This window comes from Pseudomonas sp. S49, assembly GCF_009866785.1.
In the GTDB taxonomy this organism is placed as follows: domain Bacteria; phylum Pseudomonadota; class Gammaproteobacteria; order Pseudomonadales; family Pseudomonadaceae; genus Aquipseudomonas.
On the sequence record NZ_CP019432.1, the window covers coordinates 2,916,501 to 2,933,323 of the forward strand.

A 16,823-nucleotide genomic window follows, 5' to 3' on the forward strand; every position below is an offset into this window, starting at 1 on the left:
CCTTAGGGCTGCTGCCATTTTTTTTGGCCGATTTACACCTCAATCATGAAGTTTGTGTGACATCCGTTCGGTCGTGGCCCTCGCCAACAGCCTATGTCGTAACAGCAGGTTTTTGCTGGCCTGCAGCTTCGTGTGGCAATCAAAAAGGATCTCGTAGTGATGCTCGCTCGCCCATCCCGTCGCAATATCCCCGGCCAGACTTTCAGGCGTGACGTTGCCGATCCGGCGCTGTGGTTGCTCAAGCCCCTGGCGCACGCGGTGGCATTGTGTCTGGTAGCCGGCAGTGCCGAGGCGGCGACCGCGTTCAGCTCTGGCTGGTTCGCGGCCAAGGGCGCTGCGCAACAAGCCGCGGCCGCCCGGCCCGGTGCGGCTGGTTTGCCGGGGATGACGCCACCCTTGGCGCAGCAGCAAAAAGCCAACCAGCAACTGCAACGCTCGTTGCAGACCCTCAACAACACCGTGGCGGCCATTGCCGCACAGCAGGCGGCTCAGGCTGCCGGGCGCGCGGTGGCCTTGGGCAGTCTGCAGACCGTTCCGGACGGGCTGGGCGAGGGCGGCCTCAAGGTCGACAACAGCCTGACTCAGGGTTGGCTGAACGCCAAAGGCCCGCAGCAGACGCAAGCCGATGGCAAGACCAACGTGAAGATCGAGCAGACGGCCGACAAGGCCATTCTCAACTGGGAGACCTTCAACGTCGGGCGAAATACCACAGTCGAATTTGCTCAGCAGTCGAATTGGGCCGTGCTCAACCGTGTCAACGATCCGAACACACGCGCCAGTCAGATCCAGGGCCAGATCAAGGGCGACGGCACGGTGATGCTGATCAACCGCAACGGCATCGTGTTCAGCGGCAGCAGCCAGGTCAACGTGCGCAACCTGGTGGCCGCCGCTGCCAATATCACCGACATCCAGTTCCGGGATCGTGGTCTGTATTTCGACAGCAACGGCAGCCAGCCGACGTTCACCGATGCCGCCGGCAAGGTGCTGGTGGAGCGCGGTGCGCTGATTGAAACCCACAAGCCCGCCGTCTCGACCGACGCCGGTGGCTATACGCTGTTGCTCGGCAAAGACGTTGTCAATGACGGCACCCTCAACACCGCCAAAGGCCAGACCGTGCTGGGTGCCGGTGATCGTTTTTACATCCGCAAAGGCTCAGGCACAGAAGGCAACACGTTTTCGACAACCTTTGGCAACGAAGTCACGCCCGGCTTCAAGGCTGGCGAGAGTGGCGGCCGGGTCAGCAACAGCGGGTTGATTCAGGCTGCCACGGGTGACATCACCCTGACCGGGCATGAAGTGGAGCAGGGCGGCGTGTTGCTGAGCAGCACCTCGGTCGCCACTCGCGGGACCATTCACCTGCTCAATCCGGCGAGTGACACGAGCGGCAGCGTGACCCTGGCGCCCGGCAGTGTCACGGCGGTCATGCTCGACAGTAGCGACCTGACGGCGCTGGACAGTCAGCATCAGGCGGCCCTGAGCGGGGTCAACCTCAATAACAGGATTCGCGACGATCAGTCGCGTATCGATCTCCAGAGCGGCGGCAGTGTCGAATTCCAGAACGGTTCGATCACCCTGGCCACCGGGGGGCAGGTCGCTGTCACCGCGCAGCGTCGCAGCCTGGTTGGCGAAGGCGCGGTGATCGACGTTGCCGGCGCTGTCGGCGTCAAGGTGGCGATGGAATCGAACAACATCAAGATCAACGTGCAGGGTAACGAGCAGCGCGATGCGTCGGTCAATCGCGAGAACGGCGCGCTCAATAGCAACGATGTCTGGGTCGATGTGCGTGAACTGGTCTACGTGCCGGCCGGCACCAATGGCTATGCGACGGACCGTTGGTACACCGCGGGTGGCCTGCTGGAAGTCGGCGGTTATCTGGGCACCCAGGGGCATGGCATCGGCGAGTGGATGGCGCAGGGCGGCACAGTGAGTTTTGCCGGCAACGACGTGGTCACGCGTAAAGGATCACTGATCAACCTGTCCGGCGGCACCCTCGATGTGCAAAGCGGCGAGATTCGACAGAGCTGGCTGCGCGGTGCAGACGGTCGTCTTTATGAAGTCTCGCGTGCGCCGGGGGATCAGCTCTACAACGGTTTGTACAAGGGCTACGAGGATCACAGTGAGCGGTGGGGCCAGACCCGCACGTTCTACAACCCGCTGATTGCACCGTCCAGTCGTACAGAGTCGGGTTACACCGTGGGTCGCGATGCCGGGCAACTGGTGGTCAGCACTGGAAACGCGGTGCTGGACGGGCAACTGCTGGGTGAGGTTTTCCAGGGTGAACGACAGACTCAGGCGCCGCGTGCGGTCATCGACGGTTATGAGCAGAGCCAGACTGCGCTGGCACGGCGCGCGCAGTTGATTGTCGGCAGTTATCTGCCGAGCTATCAGGCGGCGTCCGGCGGATTGCGCTACACCCTCAATCCGCTGCTGGATCAGGTTCTGATCGGCGGCGAACGGCGGGACGAGGAATTCACCGGGGATCTGAACGGCGCCGTCGCGCAAGACCGTCAGGGCAAGTTGTTTCTCGACGCCGGCCAGCTCAATGGCTTTGATCTCGGCGCACTGAAGATTTCGGCGCTTGAGCGGATTGAAGTCAACGACGCGCTCAAGGTAGACACCGGGGGTGACATCACGCTGTACGCACCGGATGTCCGTGTTGCGGCCGATCTGACGGCGCGCGGCGGCAGTCTGAATCTGGGCAACGTGCTGAACCAGCTGCGCAGCAGCACCCTTGACGACATGCTGATTGCTGCACCGGCGGGTGAACCGGTGCAGGTGACAATCGCCAGGGATGTACGCCTCGACACCCGTGGTCTCTGGAGCAATCTGCGTACCGATCCGGACGATGTGGCAAGTCTCGGATACCTGAACGGAGGCCGGGTCTCGATCCGCAGCAGTGGCGATATCGATGTGGCGACGGGCAGCTTGATCGATGTGTCGTCCGGTGGTGCGATTCTGGCCAATGGCAAGACCCGGGGCGGCAAGGGTGGCGACGTGAGTCTTGAGTCCAGCGCGATTTCTGCGCTGGGCGATTCGCATCTGACGATGGCCGGCGACATTCTCGGTCATGGCGTGACGGGCGGCGGTACGCTCGCTATTCAGGCCAATCGGGTGCGGATCGGTGCGTCCGCAGACACGCTGCCCGAACATGCCTTGCAGCTGACGCCCGAGTTGTTCGACAACGGTTTCTCTGCCTACCGGGTTACCGGTCTGAACGGTCTGGAGGTGACGGCGGGCACACAAATCGATGTGACGATGCCGGTCTACCGTTTTGCCGACACAACGCTGAATCCGGTCAGCGGGGTCGACCCGAGCCAGGCGATGGAGCGGTGGACACCCACGCTGTATCAGGAAGACCCGCTCAAGGGCGTACTCAGTCAGCGCGCCGGTGCGAGTCTGGCGCTGCAAGCCGGCTCGAGTGAACTCGACCGGTTCGACACCGCCAGCACCCTGACGCTGGGACGCGGATCGCGCATCACGGTCGATCCCGGACAACGGATCAATCTGCGCGGGACCGGGCAGATCACCCTGGAAGGCGAACTGCAGGCCTGGGGCGGAACCCTGGATATACGTCAGCAACAGTTCGGCTCGATCGACGTTGCCACTTCACAGCAACAAGCCGACAGCAAGGCGCACAACCGCTCGATCTGGATCGGCGAGCAGGCGCTGCTGGACGTCGCGGGGCGTGCCCACACGGCGGTCGATGCGTCGGGTCGGGTCTACGGTCAGGTCGACAAGGGCGGCAGCATTATCATCGGCGGCGAAATCGATCCCAAGCGTGCGACGGCGACGGCGGCCGATGCATTTCTGATTGTGCGCGAAGGTGCACGTCTGGATGCCTCCGGGACGCAGGCCGTGCTGGACATCTCCGGGCAGGGTCCGACCCGCGTTGCCTCGGATGGCGGACGTATCAGCCTGAGTTCGTATAACGGCCTGTGGATCAATGGTCAATTGCGCGCCGCTTCAGGTGGCAGCGGTGCTGCCGGCGGACGGCTGGAGGTAGCTCTGGAGACCCCGCTGTACGCTACGCAGAAGGCGGGTGCCGAGGTTCTGCGAGCTCGGGAAATCGTCATTGGTCACGGACCGGGCGATGCAGTGTTGCCCGTGGACCTCAAGCCCGGTGACGCCGCGAACACTCTTCGTTACGGGCATGCCCGCCTGAGCACCGATACGTTGATGTCGGGCGGATTCGACAATCTGAGCGTGTTCAGCAACGGCCTCTTGTCATTTGACGGCGACGTCGACCTGCACATGAATCAGAGTCTGAATCTCTATGCTGGGGCCTTGTCCCTGGCGCAGACTTCCAGCGACTCGACGCGGGTCAATCTATCAGCGCCTTCGGTGCGGCTGTCCGGTGTGGGGACTTATTACGGTGTGGTGGGCACCATTCGTCCCCGGGTCCTGAACAGTCCGACTGCGCAAGTTTCACCGGCGCAGTTCAACGTCAATGCCAACGTACTGGATATTGCCAACAGCCTGTCGTTCGGCGCGCAAGGGTCGATCTTGCAGAACAACGACGCCCCGGTTGAAGTCAGCCGTCGCGGCTTTGACCAGGTATCGCTGACCAGCACCGGGGACGTGCGGTTTCTTGCGCCCACCAGTGGCCAGGTGAAGTCAGAGTTGTGGACACCGGGGGACCTGAATCTGCGCGCCGCGCAGATCTACCCTGCGAGCGGGGTCTCGGCCGAAGTCCGGGTCGGCTATCAGAGTCAGAGTTCTCTCGCCGATACCCATCGGACATTGCGCATCACTGGCCAGGGGCCGGCGCCGACAGCGCTGCCGTACTCGGTGTTTGGCACGCTGGCGATGAGCGCCAGCCGGATCGATCAGGGCGGTGTTCTGCGTGCGCCTCTGGGCGTCATCAGTCTGGGTGATCTGCTGACCAAAACCCAGGAACTGCGCCTGCTGCCCGGGAGTACGACGTCGGTCAGTGCGGCCGGTCTGGTGATGCCTTATGGCGGCACCACCGACGGTATCGAATACCTTTACAACGGCGCGCCGATCATATTGAAAGGCATCAGTGGCGACAGCGCCGGGGTGAGCCTGCGCTCGCAGTACGTGGATGTGCAGCCCGGCGCGTTGATCGACCTGTCGGGCGGCGGAGATTTGCGCGGTGCCGGGTTTGTCTCCGGTCGCGGTGGCTCCACCGATGCGCGGTTCAGTCCACTGGTGCGTAATGCCAGCGATGGAACGTTCAGTCTGCCGGGGCTGGCCAGCAACCCGGTGTACGCCATTGTCCCGGGCGATCAGAGTGCCTACGCACCGATACTGGGGGAAGCGGGAGCGGTCGATCCGCGCATCGGTCAGCAGATCACCCTGGGCAGCGGCGTGCCAGGGTTGGCGGCAGGCACTTATACATTGTTGCCTTCCACCTTCACGTTGCTGCCGGGCGCGTTCCGGGTGGAAGTGAACGGCCAGGCCGCCCCGGGCGCCACCAACGGCGCGATTGCAATGCGCAACGGCTCGTGGACAAGCAGTGCGCGGATGTCGATTGCCAATACCGGTGTGCGGGACAACCTCGCCAGCCAGGTCATCGTGACATCGGCGGATGTGTTGCGGCGTTACTCGCAATACAACGAAACCACACTGGAGCAGTTCATCGTCAGCGATGCGGCGCGCCGGGGTGTTCCGCGTGCTTTGGCGCCCATGGACGCCAAAGCGCTCAACCTGTTCGTCATTGCTGGGGGCAAGCAGGATACCGCGCTGGACTTCAACGGCCGGATCGCCTTCGCAGCCGCCAAGGGAGGCGTGGCCGGGACGGCGGTGATTCGTGGCGGCAGTGGCGACAGCTTTGAGATTCTCGCCACCGGGCAGTCAGCCACGAAAGGCTTTGCCGGCGTTTCGCTGAATGCCGATACGCTCAACCGGCTGGGCGCTTCTCGTCTGGCGATCGGTGCGACCCCGACGGTGAATTACGGCACGGCCGGTAACATCGTCAGTTTCACGGGCAGTACCTACAACATCACCTTGCGTGAAGGTGCGCTGCTTTCAGCACCCGAAGTGCTGCTCTGGACCAACAGTGGGGACGGTGCCATCACGGTCGAAGCCGGTGCCGGCATCAACTCTCTGGGACGCGGCGAGGTGCCGTACGACTCCTCAAGCGGTTTCGTCTATCAGCCCGGCGCCGCGAGTCTGCTGGTGGTGTCCAACGGCTGGACGAATGTGCTGGCGCCAGAGGTCAACGTCAGCACTGCGTCTGGCAGCATCCGCATCGGTACCTGCGATCGCCAGGCATGCGCCAATCCGGCGATGCTTTATTCGAATGGCAGCATTACGGCGGCCACCAACAATCAGTTCGAACTGGCCGAAGCGGTGCGTTTCGGCACCCGTCACCTGGCATTGGCTGTGGGTGCGGTCAACATCGGTACCACTGAAACACTGGCGGCGGTCGGTCGCCTGCCTGCCGGCCTGACGTTGAATCAGGGCGTGCTGGACCGGTTGCTGCGCGGCGATACCCAGTTTGCTGCGCCAGCCCTGGAAACGCTCAGCCTGACCACTCGCGACGCGTTCAACTTCTACGGCAGCGTCGCGCTGGACACTCTGGATCCTCAGACCGGGCGCAGCAGGTTGCAGAATCTGATGATCACGACCCCGGCCATCTACGGCCTGGGGGATACGAGCGACGTGGCGACCATCCGCACGGCCAACCTGATCTGGAACGGCACCACTCAGGCGCCCGGGGCCGTGGCCAGCGGCGGTGCGGGCACCGGGCACGGCACGCTGAACATCGAGGCTCAGCGCATCGATTTTGGCTACGGCCCTTATTCCCAACCCAACGGCCTGGATCAGAACGCTCGTCTTGCGCTGGGCTTTGCCAACGTCAACCTCAACGCCAGTGACCGCATTACCGCCAACCACAAGGGCAGCCTCGCGGTTTATGAAACGCAGGGGGCTTACGACCCGATCAAGGGTTATCTCTACAGCGGCGGCAACCTGAACCTGCGCACACCTCTGCTGACCGGGGAGGGCGGCTCGGTGAATGCGCTCAAGGCCGGCGGCAGTCTGGTATTGAGCGGGCCGACCGGGGTGGCGCCCGCCGATGCACTGGGTGCCGAACTGACGCTGGAGGGGCGTAATGTGGTGCTCGACGGCCGGATTGCGCTGGCCAGCGGCAAATTGCAGGTCAAGGCCGAGGGCGATCTGACCCTGACGAGCGGGGCTACCCTAGACTTGGCAGGCCGCACCCTGCCATTCAACGATATCAATCAGTACAGCTGGGGCGGCGACGTGGCGTTGTACAGCCGCGACGGCAATATTCGTCAGGCGGCCGGCTCGCGCATCGATCTGTCAGCGCAGAACAATCAGGCCGGCAATCTGAGTGTCGTGGCACTGTCAGACACCGCGGGCGAGGTCGATCTGCAAGGCGAAATCCGTGGCAGCAGTACAGGGCATTACGATGCCGGCGGCACGTGGGTACCCTACAAATCCGCTGGCGTGGACATACGCGCGCAACACCTGGGTGGAGCGCTGAATGAACAGTTTGCTGCGCTCAACCAACGCTTGAACGCCGGGCAAGTCTTCGGCAGTCGCAGCTTCCAGTTCAAACAGGGCGACCTGGTGATCGGCGATGGCCTCAAGGCGGGCGAGGTCTCGGTATCGGTGGACAACGGCAGCCTGACGGTGAACGGCCTGGTCGATGCCAGCGGCGAACGTGTCGGCAATATTCGCCTGTCGGCCACCCATGGCCTGAATGTGGCGGGCGGCGCGGTACTGGATGCTCACGGTCGGGTACTGCGGGTCGACAGTTACGGCAAGATTATCGACGCGCCCAACCGGGCCATGGTCGAGCTCAGCTCCGGCGACGGCCTGCTGACCCTCGCTCCCGGTGCACGGATAGACCTGCGCCATGGCACGGACGCGGCAGTCGGCACCCTGGCGGGTCAGAATGACGGTCGTCTGCGCGGCACACTGGAACTGAACGCACCGCGACTGGGCGCCGATGACATCGCCATCGATGCCCGTGGCGCGTTGATCATCCAGGGTGCGCGGTCCATCGGGCTCAATGCCGTGCGCCGCTATACCGATGCCGCCGACGGGGTAGATCCGGCGGCCAGCGGTCGGCCTTATCAAATCATCGACCAGGCTTACCTGAACCGCATCCACGGTGACAACGACCTGTTCATCAACGCAGCCTTGGGCAACGCTGATCTGTTGCAGCGCAAACTGGCAGGGTTGAACAATGCGGGGTATGCCGATGCCTTCCATTTGCGACCAGGTGTAGAGATTGCGAGTAAAACCGCCGACGGCGATATGGTGGTGCAGGGCGATCTGGACTTGTCCGGCTATCGCTACGCCAGTCTCAACCCGAACACCGGCAAAACTTCGCTCTACGGTTCTGGCGAGGCGGGGAGCCTGGTGATTCGAGCCGGGGGTGACCTGGACATCTACGGCAGCATCAACGATGGCTTCGCGCCGCCACCGGAAACCGTGGACGATGCGGGATGGAAACTGCTGCCGGGCGTCCAGCCGTTTGGCGGCGATCTGATTGTGCCGGGGGCGGGCGTGACGCTGGCCGAGGGCACGTTGTTCCCAGCGGGCGTCAAGCTGAACTATGACTTGCCGATCCAGGCCGCCGTCCTCGCCAGCGGTACGCTGTTGCCCACCGAGGGCGTGCTCGCCGGCCCCTACACGTTGCCGGCCGGCACCGTGTTGAGCGCAGCCGTACACGATGCCTCCGGTAACCTGCTGTATGGCGCCGGAACGCTGCTCAATGACAGTGTGATATTGCCGGCCGGCAGCCGCCTGGGCGCCGGGACCCGACTCGCTCAGGCTACCGGGATGCAGGCCATGCTCTGGCCAAAAGGCGTGCCGCTGCCCAGTGTTCTGGATGACCAACAGCGTGCGGTGGGGGCGAAGTTGAGTGGGTCGCTGGCGCTGCTGCGCGGCTCCCTGATTCCGTCCATGACCGATGTGGTGCTGGCTGCCGACACACCCTTTATCGAACTTCGTTCATTGAACGGTACACGCCAGGGCGCGAACTGGGCGATCGCGAGCATGTTGCCGTCGGGCAGCGCATCGTGGTCGATGCGGATAGTTGCAGGTGCCGACCTGGAAGCCGCTGACAGTCGTGTGGTGAAACCCGTCACCAGTGGCGGTGACTTACGGCTGGCAGACACTCACCTCGGGATTATCGTCACCGAGAAAAAGCTCGACAGCACCTGGTCGGCGGATAACCCGTTGGGGTATCCGGCGGGCAGCGTCGTCAGCGATGAGGACAGTTTCTGGTGCGATCTGATTCCCGGGGTCTGTCTCCCACCGGCCAAGTTCCTGTGGGCGGATGGCAACATGATGGGCATACCCGCCGGAACCCCGGTCAGTGACGACGATCTGTTCTGGTGCGACATCGATCCGGGGAACTGCCTGGCCAACAAGGGCGGGATAACCGCCAATCCCCACTCGCAGATGTTCAGCGTGCTGCGCACCGGTACTGGCGATCTGGATTTGATGGCTGCGGGCAATCTGCGCATGGACTCACCGTTCGGCGTTTATACGGCGGGCACTCAGTCCAGCGATGTCGATTCACGTTTCAACCAGGCCCGCGGCCGCCTGTCTGACGATGGATCGGTACTGGGCAGCGCCGGTAGCGCTTACGAAAAATGGGTCAATGGCGGTTCAGAAAGCCTGTATCAGGCGTGGTATCCGCAGATGGGCGGCAACCTGACGATCGGTGCCGGTGGTTCGGTGTCGGGGGACACGCTCGGGCGGCGCAGCTACGCAATGAACGCGCCACTGCGTGAACAGGTCCCCAGCGTTGCTGTGGGCAACTGGCTCTGGCGTCAGGGCGACGCAAAGGCGGATCTTCCTACGGCCTGGTGGATCAACTTCGGCAGCTACGCCACGCAGCCCTTGCCGGACCAGAGCACCGACACCGGGTCGTACCTGGTCGGGTTCACCGGCTTCGGCACGTTGGGCGGCGGCAATATCAGCCTGCGCGCTGGCGCGGATGCAGGCATGCTCAGGGCCATAGGCGATCAGTTGCTTAACCCCCGCAGTCAGGGACTGATCGTGGCAGTGGGCAGCACCGGCCGCGTTGGCGCTGACGGTAGCCTGCAGTTGACCGGCGGTGGCGACATGGACATTCGTCTTGGCGGCATGCTCAATCCGTCATTGCAGGCGAGGTCGGGGCAGAACGGCACGACACCGCCGCGACACGACCTTCAAGGCGCCCTGATCAATCTACGGGGTGCGGCACAGCTGACCGGCGCTGCTGCGGGTGCGATCAACCTGCAATATGGCGTCGAGCAATTCCAGCAGGACGCCCGGGAAACCAGAGCCTACGATTTGTTCAGTGCCAGCACCGGAGCGGCCGGCGGTGGCGTGGTCTTGATACCGGGTGATTCGGGGATGCGCATCAGCACACGCGGCGACCTGGTGATAGGGGGCGCGGCGGATCCGGGTCGGGTCAGGCTGCAGAACTCCACGCCGTTCACCACTGACAATGGCGAGGTCCATGCGGGTGGTGGACTGAGCGGCTTCTCGTTGTGGACCGGGCACACGGCCATCGATCTGTTTTCCGCCGGAGGCAATCTCACACCGAGCACACAGATGGCTGAAGTCATCACGACGTCGTCTCAAACCGTAAGTGGAATGAACAGCTCGCCGACTGATGGTCGCTTTGTATACCCCTCGATTCTTCGGGCCGTTGCAGGCCAGGGTTCCATCTATGCGGGACCGTCGGCCGCTTTCGGTGCATCAAGCAATCTGTTTCCGGCGGTGGGGTACTCGTTATTGCTGGCGCCTTCGACAAACGGGCAACTGTCGTTGCTGGCCGGTGACTCCATCTACGCCGGCGGTTATGCGATCAATCAGTCCGGCGCGAGCCCGGCAGCCATTGCGACCCCCTTTGCGCCTGCCTTCTCGGGATACGGAGCCAGCGCGAACGTGCCGTTGGTCAGCAACTACAGCCCCGATGGTGTGATCCCGAAGGGAAACCTGCGTTATCCGCTGTTTGCCTTTGGCGCCGACACCTTCTCGGGGTTAAGCGATGTACAGGGCCCGGCGCGTTTCTATGCCTTGACTGGTGATCTGGTCGGTTTACGCAGCGGCGAAACGCTGAGTTTTTCCCCGTCCGCTCGTACCTGGTATGAAGCGGCGGGGCCGGTGTGGATGATGGCCGGTCGCGATATCGTCGCGTCCGGTACTTTCCTGGGGCAGCCGACAATCGCGCCGAATGAGGAATTGGGCGGAACCCGACAAAACGTCAGTTCGACCGGCAACCTGTTCATTCACAACGACCCGCGGGATGTCTCGCGCGTATCTGCCGGGCGCGACATTCTCTACAGCAGCTTCGATATCGCCGGCCCGGGCCTTTTGGATGTCAATGCCGGGCGCAACATCCTGATGGAGAATCAGGCCGCTATTACCAGCCTCGGACCGATCACGGCGGGAGACAGCCGATCGGGGGCAAGCATCGTGTTGCAGGCCGGCGCAGGAGTGCAGGGGCCGGACTACACGCGATTCATTGCGCGTTACCTTAACGCGCAGAACCTGGCCGATCCGAACGCTTCCCTCAACGGGCAACCGGGCAAAGTGGTCAAGACCTACCTGGACGAGTTGCAGAGCTGGCTGACCCTCGGCTACGGCTTCAGCGGCAGCGAAGAACAGGCGCAAGCCCTCTTCGCCGCACTGCCGAGTACCGAACAGGCGATCTTCGCCCGCCAGGTGTACTTCGCCGAACTGCGTGCCGGCGGCCTCGAATACAACGACGTCGATGGCCCGCGCACTGGCAGTTATCTACGCGGTCGCAACGCGATTGCGGCGCTGTTCCCGACCAGCGATGTGGCGGGTAATTCGATCCGTTACGACGGCGATATCACGATGTACGGCGGTGCCGGGGTCAAGACGCTGTTTGGCGGCGACATCCAGATGCTCACGCCGGGCGGCGGTCAGGTGTTTGGCATCGAAGGCGCGGCGCCGCCATCGACAGCGGGGATCATCACCCAGGGTTCGGGCAATATTCAGCTCTATTCGCAGGGCAGCATTTTGCTCGGCCAGAGCCGGATCATGACCACGTTCGGCGGTTCGATTCTCGGCTGGTCGGCCGAGGGCGATATCAACGCCGGTCGTGGCTCGAAAACCACCGTGGTCTACACCCCGCCGAAACGCGTCTACGACACCTGGGGCAACGTGACCCTGTCGCCGTCGGTGCCAAGCACCGGTGCCGGTATCGCCACGCTTAACCCGATCGCCGAAGTGGCACCGGGCGACATCGACCTGATCGCGCCGCTGGGCACCATCGATGCCGGCGAGGCGGGGATTCGCGTGTCGGGTAACGTCAACATCGCCGCGCTGACGGTGGTCAACGCCGCCAACATCTCGGTGCAGGGCAAGGCGACGGGTGTGCCGGTGGTGTCGGCGGTGAATACCGGGGCGATCACCTCGGCCAGTTCGGCGGCATCGTCGGCCACCCAAGCGGCGGAAGATGTCGCGCGTCAGCAGCAGGCGGCTTCGCGACAGAATCAGGCGTCGGTGTTCACCGTGCAGGTGTTGAGCTTCGGCAATGAACAACTTGCGCCGTCCCGCGATGGCGCTAGCCGTGCACCGGCCCCGGGTTACAACCCGAACAGCCCGGTGCAGGTGTTGGGCGCCGGGGCGCTGGATGAACAGGCGAAGCAGCAGTTGACCGAGGAGGAACGTGGGCAACTGTCGTTGTAAAAGACTCTCGTGTAGTACGTTTGGGCGACCGGTTGGTCGCCCTTTTTTATGTTGATGAAGTTAAAGGGTATTTTTGCCGGGCGTGAAGCACCCTCAGTATTCTGATGCGCCCATTCACTCGATAGACCAGCAGATAGTTCGGATGAATCACCATCTCACGAGTACCAGGCACTCGGCCAGGTCGGTAACCGTAAGGTATTGATGAAAGCCGTTGTGCTGCCGCACCAACCTTGTGTCTTAGCGAAATTGAAGCGTTGGTGTTGTGTTGCTCGATGTATTTGAAGATGTCAGCCAGTTGACGCGAGGACTTGCTGCTCCATTCAAGCAGCAGAGCGGCGCTTCCTGCGCATCTCTTCCAGCATCTGGTCGAGCATCGCCATAGCCTCATCATGGGGAATACCAGGACTAGGATCATCGAGTGCAGCCTGTACCTCTGCACGAAACCAGCGATCGTAGCTCTCGGCCTCTTCTTCGGATTCGAAGTCAGAGTAAAACGGGGAAAGTAATATGCTCATAGTGATCTCCGTGATCAATCTCGGCAGTTTAAGGGGGGACATGGTCCATTGTCGTCACTGGCAGACGATGCACCCCATGAGCCCTTGAGCAACCATGGGATAACGGAGCCCAGTATCTGCAAGCGCACCCTTTAAATCTGCCAGACGTTTCCCCCTGTTGTCCGGTAATCTCGACCGTCGCTGTAGGCGTATTCCACCCATGCGTTTTTCAGGTTTTCAGGCTACAAATCCAGGTGCGCTTTCCTACAAATACACTCAGAACGCATAGGGAATACTCACCTTCGCCCACAACATTTCCCCCTCCGGCCGGTTCTCCACGTCAAATTCCTTGGCCCAGCGAATCTCCGCACTGGCGTACTTGAGAAAGGTGAAGTGCAGCGCCGGGCCTATCGCGAACACCTTGCCGCGCACACCATCATCGACGTCCTGCCCGGCAAACTGCACGGTGTGGCCGAACTGTTTGTCGTCGGTGGTCTGCTTGAGGAAGTAGCCGTTGACGCCGAGCATCAGGTCGTCGGTGATCTTGTAGCTGGCCGAATAATCGAAGTGGAAGATCTGCCCGGACTTGTAGTCAGTGTCCTTGTTCTTCTCGTTGAAGCTGTAGGTGGTCTTCATCGAGACTTCGGTGCGTTCAGTCGGCAGCCAGGTGAACGAGAACAGCGGCTTGTAGGTGTAGAAATTGTTGCTGGTGTTGGCCAGTCGATCGACGCTGTATTCGCCGGTGGGCACGGTGATTTCCACGGCGGCGCCGAGGGTCAGGTTTTTGCCCATGTCCCACAGAATGATCGGCGCGAAGGTGGTATCGCCCATGCCTTCGCGGGTGTCGCTCAAGCCGAACACCGAGACTTCCTGCTTCAACCACGGCTGGGCGATGTACCCGGCCAGACGTCCGCCGAACACGCGCACCGGGCTTAAATAATCGAGGCGCGGAATCACGGCCGTGGATTCGATCTCGACATTCGGCACCTTGCCGCCCAGCGAGCTGATGTTGAGCTTGGTCGATTTGTAATGGTTGTAGTAGAGGTTGAACGCGACCATGTTCTGCGGAAGGCTGTCGACTTCCAGCGGCAGCATGAAGAAACCGTCGGTGCCGGTGCCGATGTTGTCGACGCCGGCTTCGGTGGCCAGGGCGGGCAACGTCAGAGGGCAACCCGCGATGAAAAGGGCGAGCGGCAAGAAGGATGTTGCACGGTTCTGGCTCATGACTGTCCTCATTATTATTGTGATTGGGACCTGGTACCGGTCGCTCGGAGCGCCGGTACGCTAGAAATAAGCGTTTGGCGTACGTTGGGGCAGGGTATTGGCGGACACCGAGGGGGGCATCTGCGGACAGTTCGCGCACCCTGTGCTAACTTCCTTCGACATAACCGGTTACAAAAATAACAATCAAGCGTGATCCGGAATGTCAGCCCCCATGAACGTAAAAGTCCAAGACCCGACCTTTGAACTGGCGCTGGTCTCGCCGTTTCTTTTGCAAACCCTCGCCGAAGTCGCGCAGAACAAAGGCATCGATCCCCAGAGCCTGTGCCGTGGGCTGGGTTTCACCCTTGAGGATCTTCAGGATCCGGCGCAGCGGATTTCCTATCGTCAGGCGGTGGCGATGATTCAGCGCGCGCTCAAAGTGCTGCCCAATCAAGGTCTGGGGCTGTGGGTTGGGGCGCAGAATGTACTCGGCACCCTGGGTCTGCTTGGGCATGTGTTGTCGCTGTGCAAGACCTTGCGTGATGCCTTTGCGCTAGGCATTCGTCATCAACACACCTCGGGCGGGATTGTGGTGTCCAGTGTTGATGTGGTTGGCGCTCAGGTGCATCTCGATGCTGAATGTCGCTTGCCATTCGCTGATGTGCAGGTGTTTGCGGTCGAGGAGTTCTTCGCCAGTTTGCTGGTGTATGGCCGCGCGCTGGTGGGGGGTGAGTTCAAGGCGATTGCCGTGGAATTTGTGCATGCCGCACCGGATTACCTCAGCGAATACCAGCGCCTGCTCGGGCCGGACGTGCGCTTCGGTTGCCTGCACAATCGCATGCTGATCGATGCGCAATGGCTGGACGTGAATCTGCCCAATCATCATTCGCTGGCGTTGCGTCAGGCGGTGGCATTGCTGGAGCTGGAAGCGGCGCAGGTGCATCAGAAACTTGATTTGATTCAGGCTGTGGAACGGGCGATTGCGCGGGATTTGAGTAGCGGCAGTCACATTGAAAAGATTGCTGGCGATTTGAATATGAGCAGCCGCACCTTGCGCCGGCGGCTGACCGAGCATGCGTTGACGTTTGAGGCTTTGCTGGAGCAGGTGAGGCAGGCGCGGACCCTGAGTTTGCTGGCCAATCCTGATATGCCGATTGAGCGGATTACCGAGGAAGTCGGCTACAGCGATGTGCGCAGTTTTCGCCGGGCGTTCAAGCGCTGGACGGGGCTGAGCCCTAGCGCCTGGCGTAATGACGCTAACCCTCACCCCAGCCCTCTCCCAGAGGGAGAGGGGGCCGACCGAGGTGTCTTGCGTCATGCATCGACCTGAAAGATTGTGCCGATTATGGACTTGAGAGAATGATGGCCGACCGCAGTTGTCTTGAGTCATGCACTGACCTGAAATTATGGATTCACTGATGCACGTTCAAGTCGGCGTAGCTCTTCAATATCCCCGAATCAGTTCCCTCTCCCCCCGGGAGAGGGCTAGGGTGAGGGGCTTTTGACTTCCATCCAAACCCACACAAACCCTCCGGCCACAGGTAAACTCCCGCGCACTTTCCCAAGGAGTTCACATGAGTTACTACCAGCCGGGCATTCTCGCCACCCCAGTTCCTGCGCAAGCACGTCACCTGTTTTTCGCTCTTGAGTCGGTTGAAGCACTGCCACAGGCGATCGACAACCTGATGAATCAGGTGGACGGCAAGTCGGCAGTGGTCGGTTTTGGTGAATCCCTGGCCAAGGCCCTCAACGTGCAGATCGACGGTCTGCGCAGCTTCCCGGCGCTGACCGGCGTCGGCGTTGAGAACCCGTCGACCCAGCACGCGCTGTGGGTGTGGCTGCACGGCGTCGACCGTGGTGAACTGCTCAACCGCTGCAACGCCCTCGAAGCCGCACTGGCCCCGGCCCTGCGTCTGGTCGAGATGCAGGAAGCCTTCCGCCACAAGGACGGCCACGACCTGACCGGCTACGAAGACGGCACCGAAAACCCGCACGACGAAGCCGCCATCGCGGCCGCCCTGCAAAGCGCAGGCGTTGACGGCATGGTCGGCGGCAGCTTCGCCGCGATCCAGCAGTGGCAGCATGACCTCAAGGGTTTCCACAAGCTTTCGGCCGACGACAAAGACAACATCATGGGCCGTCGCCTCAGCGACAACGAAGAGATCGACGACGCGCCAGTCTCCGCCCACGTCAAACGCACCGCGCAGGAAAGCTTCGCGCCGGAAGCGTTCGTTGTGCGCCGCTCGATGCCGTGGATCGAAGGTGATCGTGCCGGCCTGATGTTCCTCGCTTTCGGCTTTTCGCTGGATGCCTTCGAAGCACAACTGCGCCGTATGAGCGGCCTGGAAGACGGCATCATCGATGGTCTGTATCGCATCAGCCGGCCGATCACTGGCGGCTATTACTGGTGCCCGCCGCTGAAGGACGGTCACCTCGATCTGCGCGCCTTGCGCATCGGCTAAAGGAAGAGAC

The 16,823-nt window shown here is 62.1% G+C and carries 6 protein-coding genes; 3 read left to right on the forward strand and 3 right to left on the reverse strand.

The window, feature by feature from the left end:
* The first annotated feature begins 159 nt into the window (after positions 1 to 159).
* Positions 160 to 12,654: a filamentous haemagglutinin family protein gene (locus PspS49_RS12970; protein ID WP_160039634.1), complete on the forward strand. Its 12,495-nt coding sequence runs from the start codon at positions 160 to 162 to the stop codon at positions 12,652 to 12,654.
* A 46-nt stretch (positions 12,655 to 12,700) separates the two neighbouring features.
* Here the strand turns inward: PspS49_RS12970 and PspS49_RS12975 are convergent, their stop codons facing one another.
* The 3 genes from PspS49_RS12975 to PspS49_RS12985 form a co-directional block, all read right to left on the reverse strand.
* Positions 12,701 to 12,985, reverse strand: a complete 285-nt coding sequence (locus PspS49_RS12975; RefSeq protein WP_224790155.1) for a type II toxin-antitoxin system RelE/ParE family toxin — start codon at positions 12,983 to 12,985, stop codon at positions 12,701 to 12,703.
* Positions 12,975 to 13,169: a stability determinant gene (locus tag PspS49_RS12980; RefSeq protein ID WP_095123340.1), complete on the reverse strand. Its 195-nt coding sequence runs from the start codon at positions 13,167 to 13,169 to the stop codon at positions 12,975 to 12,977. Before PspS49_RS12980 ends, PspS49_RS12975 begins: the two co-directional genes overlap by 11 nt.
* 255 nt (positions 13,170 to 13,424) lie before the next feature.
* Positions 13,425 to 14,372: a transporter gene (locus tag PspS49_RS12985; RefSeq protein ID WP_095123320.1), complete on the reverse strand. Its 948-nt coding sequence runs from the start codon at positions 14,370 to 14,372 to the stop codon at positions 13,425 to 13,427.
* Between the two features lie 211 nt (positions 14,373 to 14,583).
* Between PspS49_RS12985 and PspS49_RS12990 the strand changes: the two genes are divergently transcribed.
* Entirely contained in the window at positions 14,584 to 15,681 is a 1,098-nt protein-coding gene (locus tag PspS49_RS12990) for an AraC family transcriptional regulator (protein WP_160039636.1), read from the forward strand.
* A 244-nt stretch (positions 15,682 to 15,925) separates the two neighbouring features.
* On the forward strand, positions 15,926 to 16,813 hold the full coding sequence (locus PspS49_RS12995; RefSeq protein WP_160039638.1) for a Dyp-type peroxidase: 888 nt from the start codon (positions 15,926 to 15,928) through the stop codon (positions 16,811 to 16,813).
* Positions 16,814 to 16,823 lie beyond the last annotated feature (10 nt).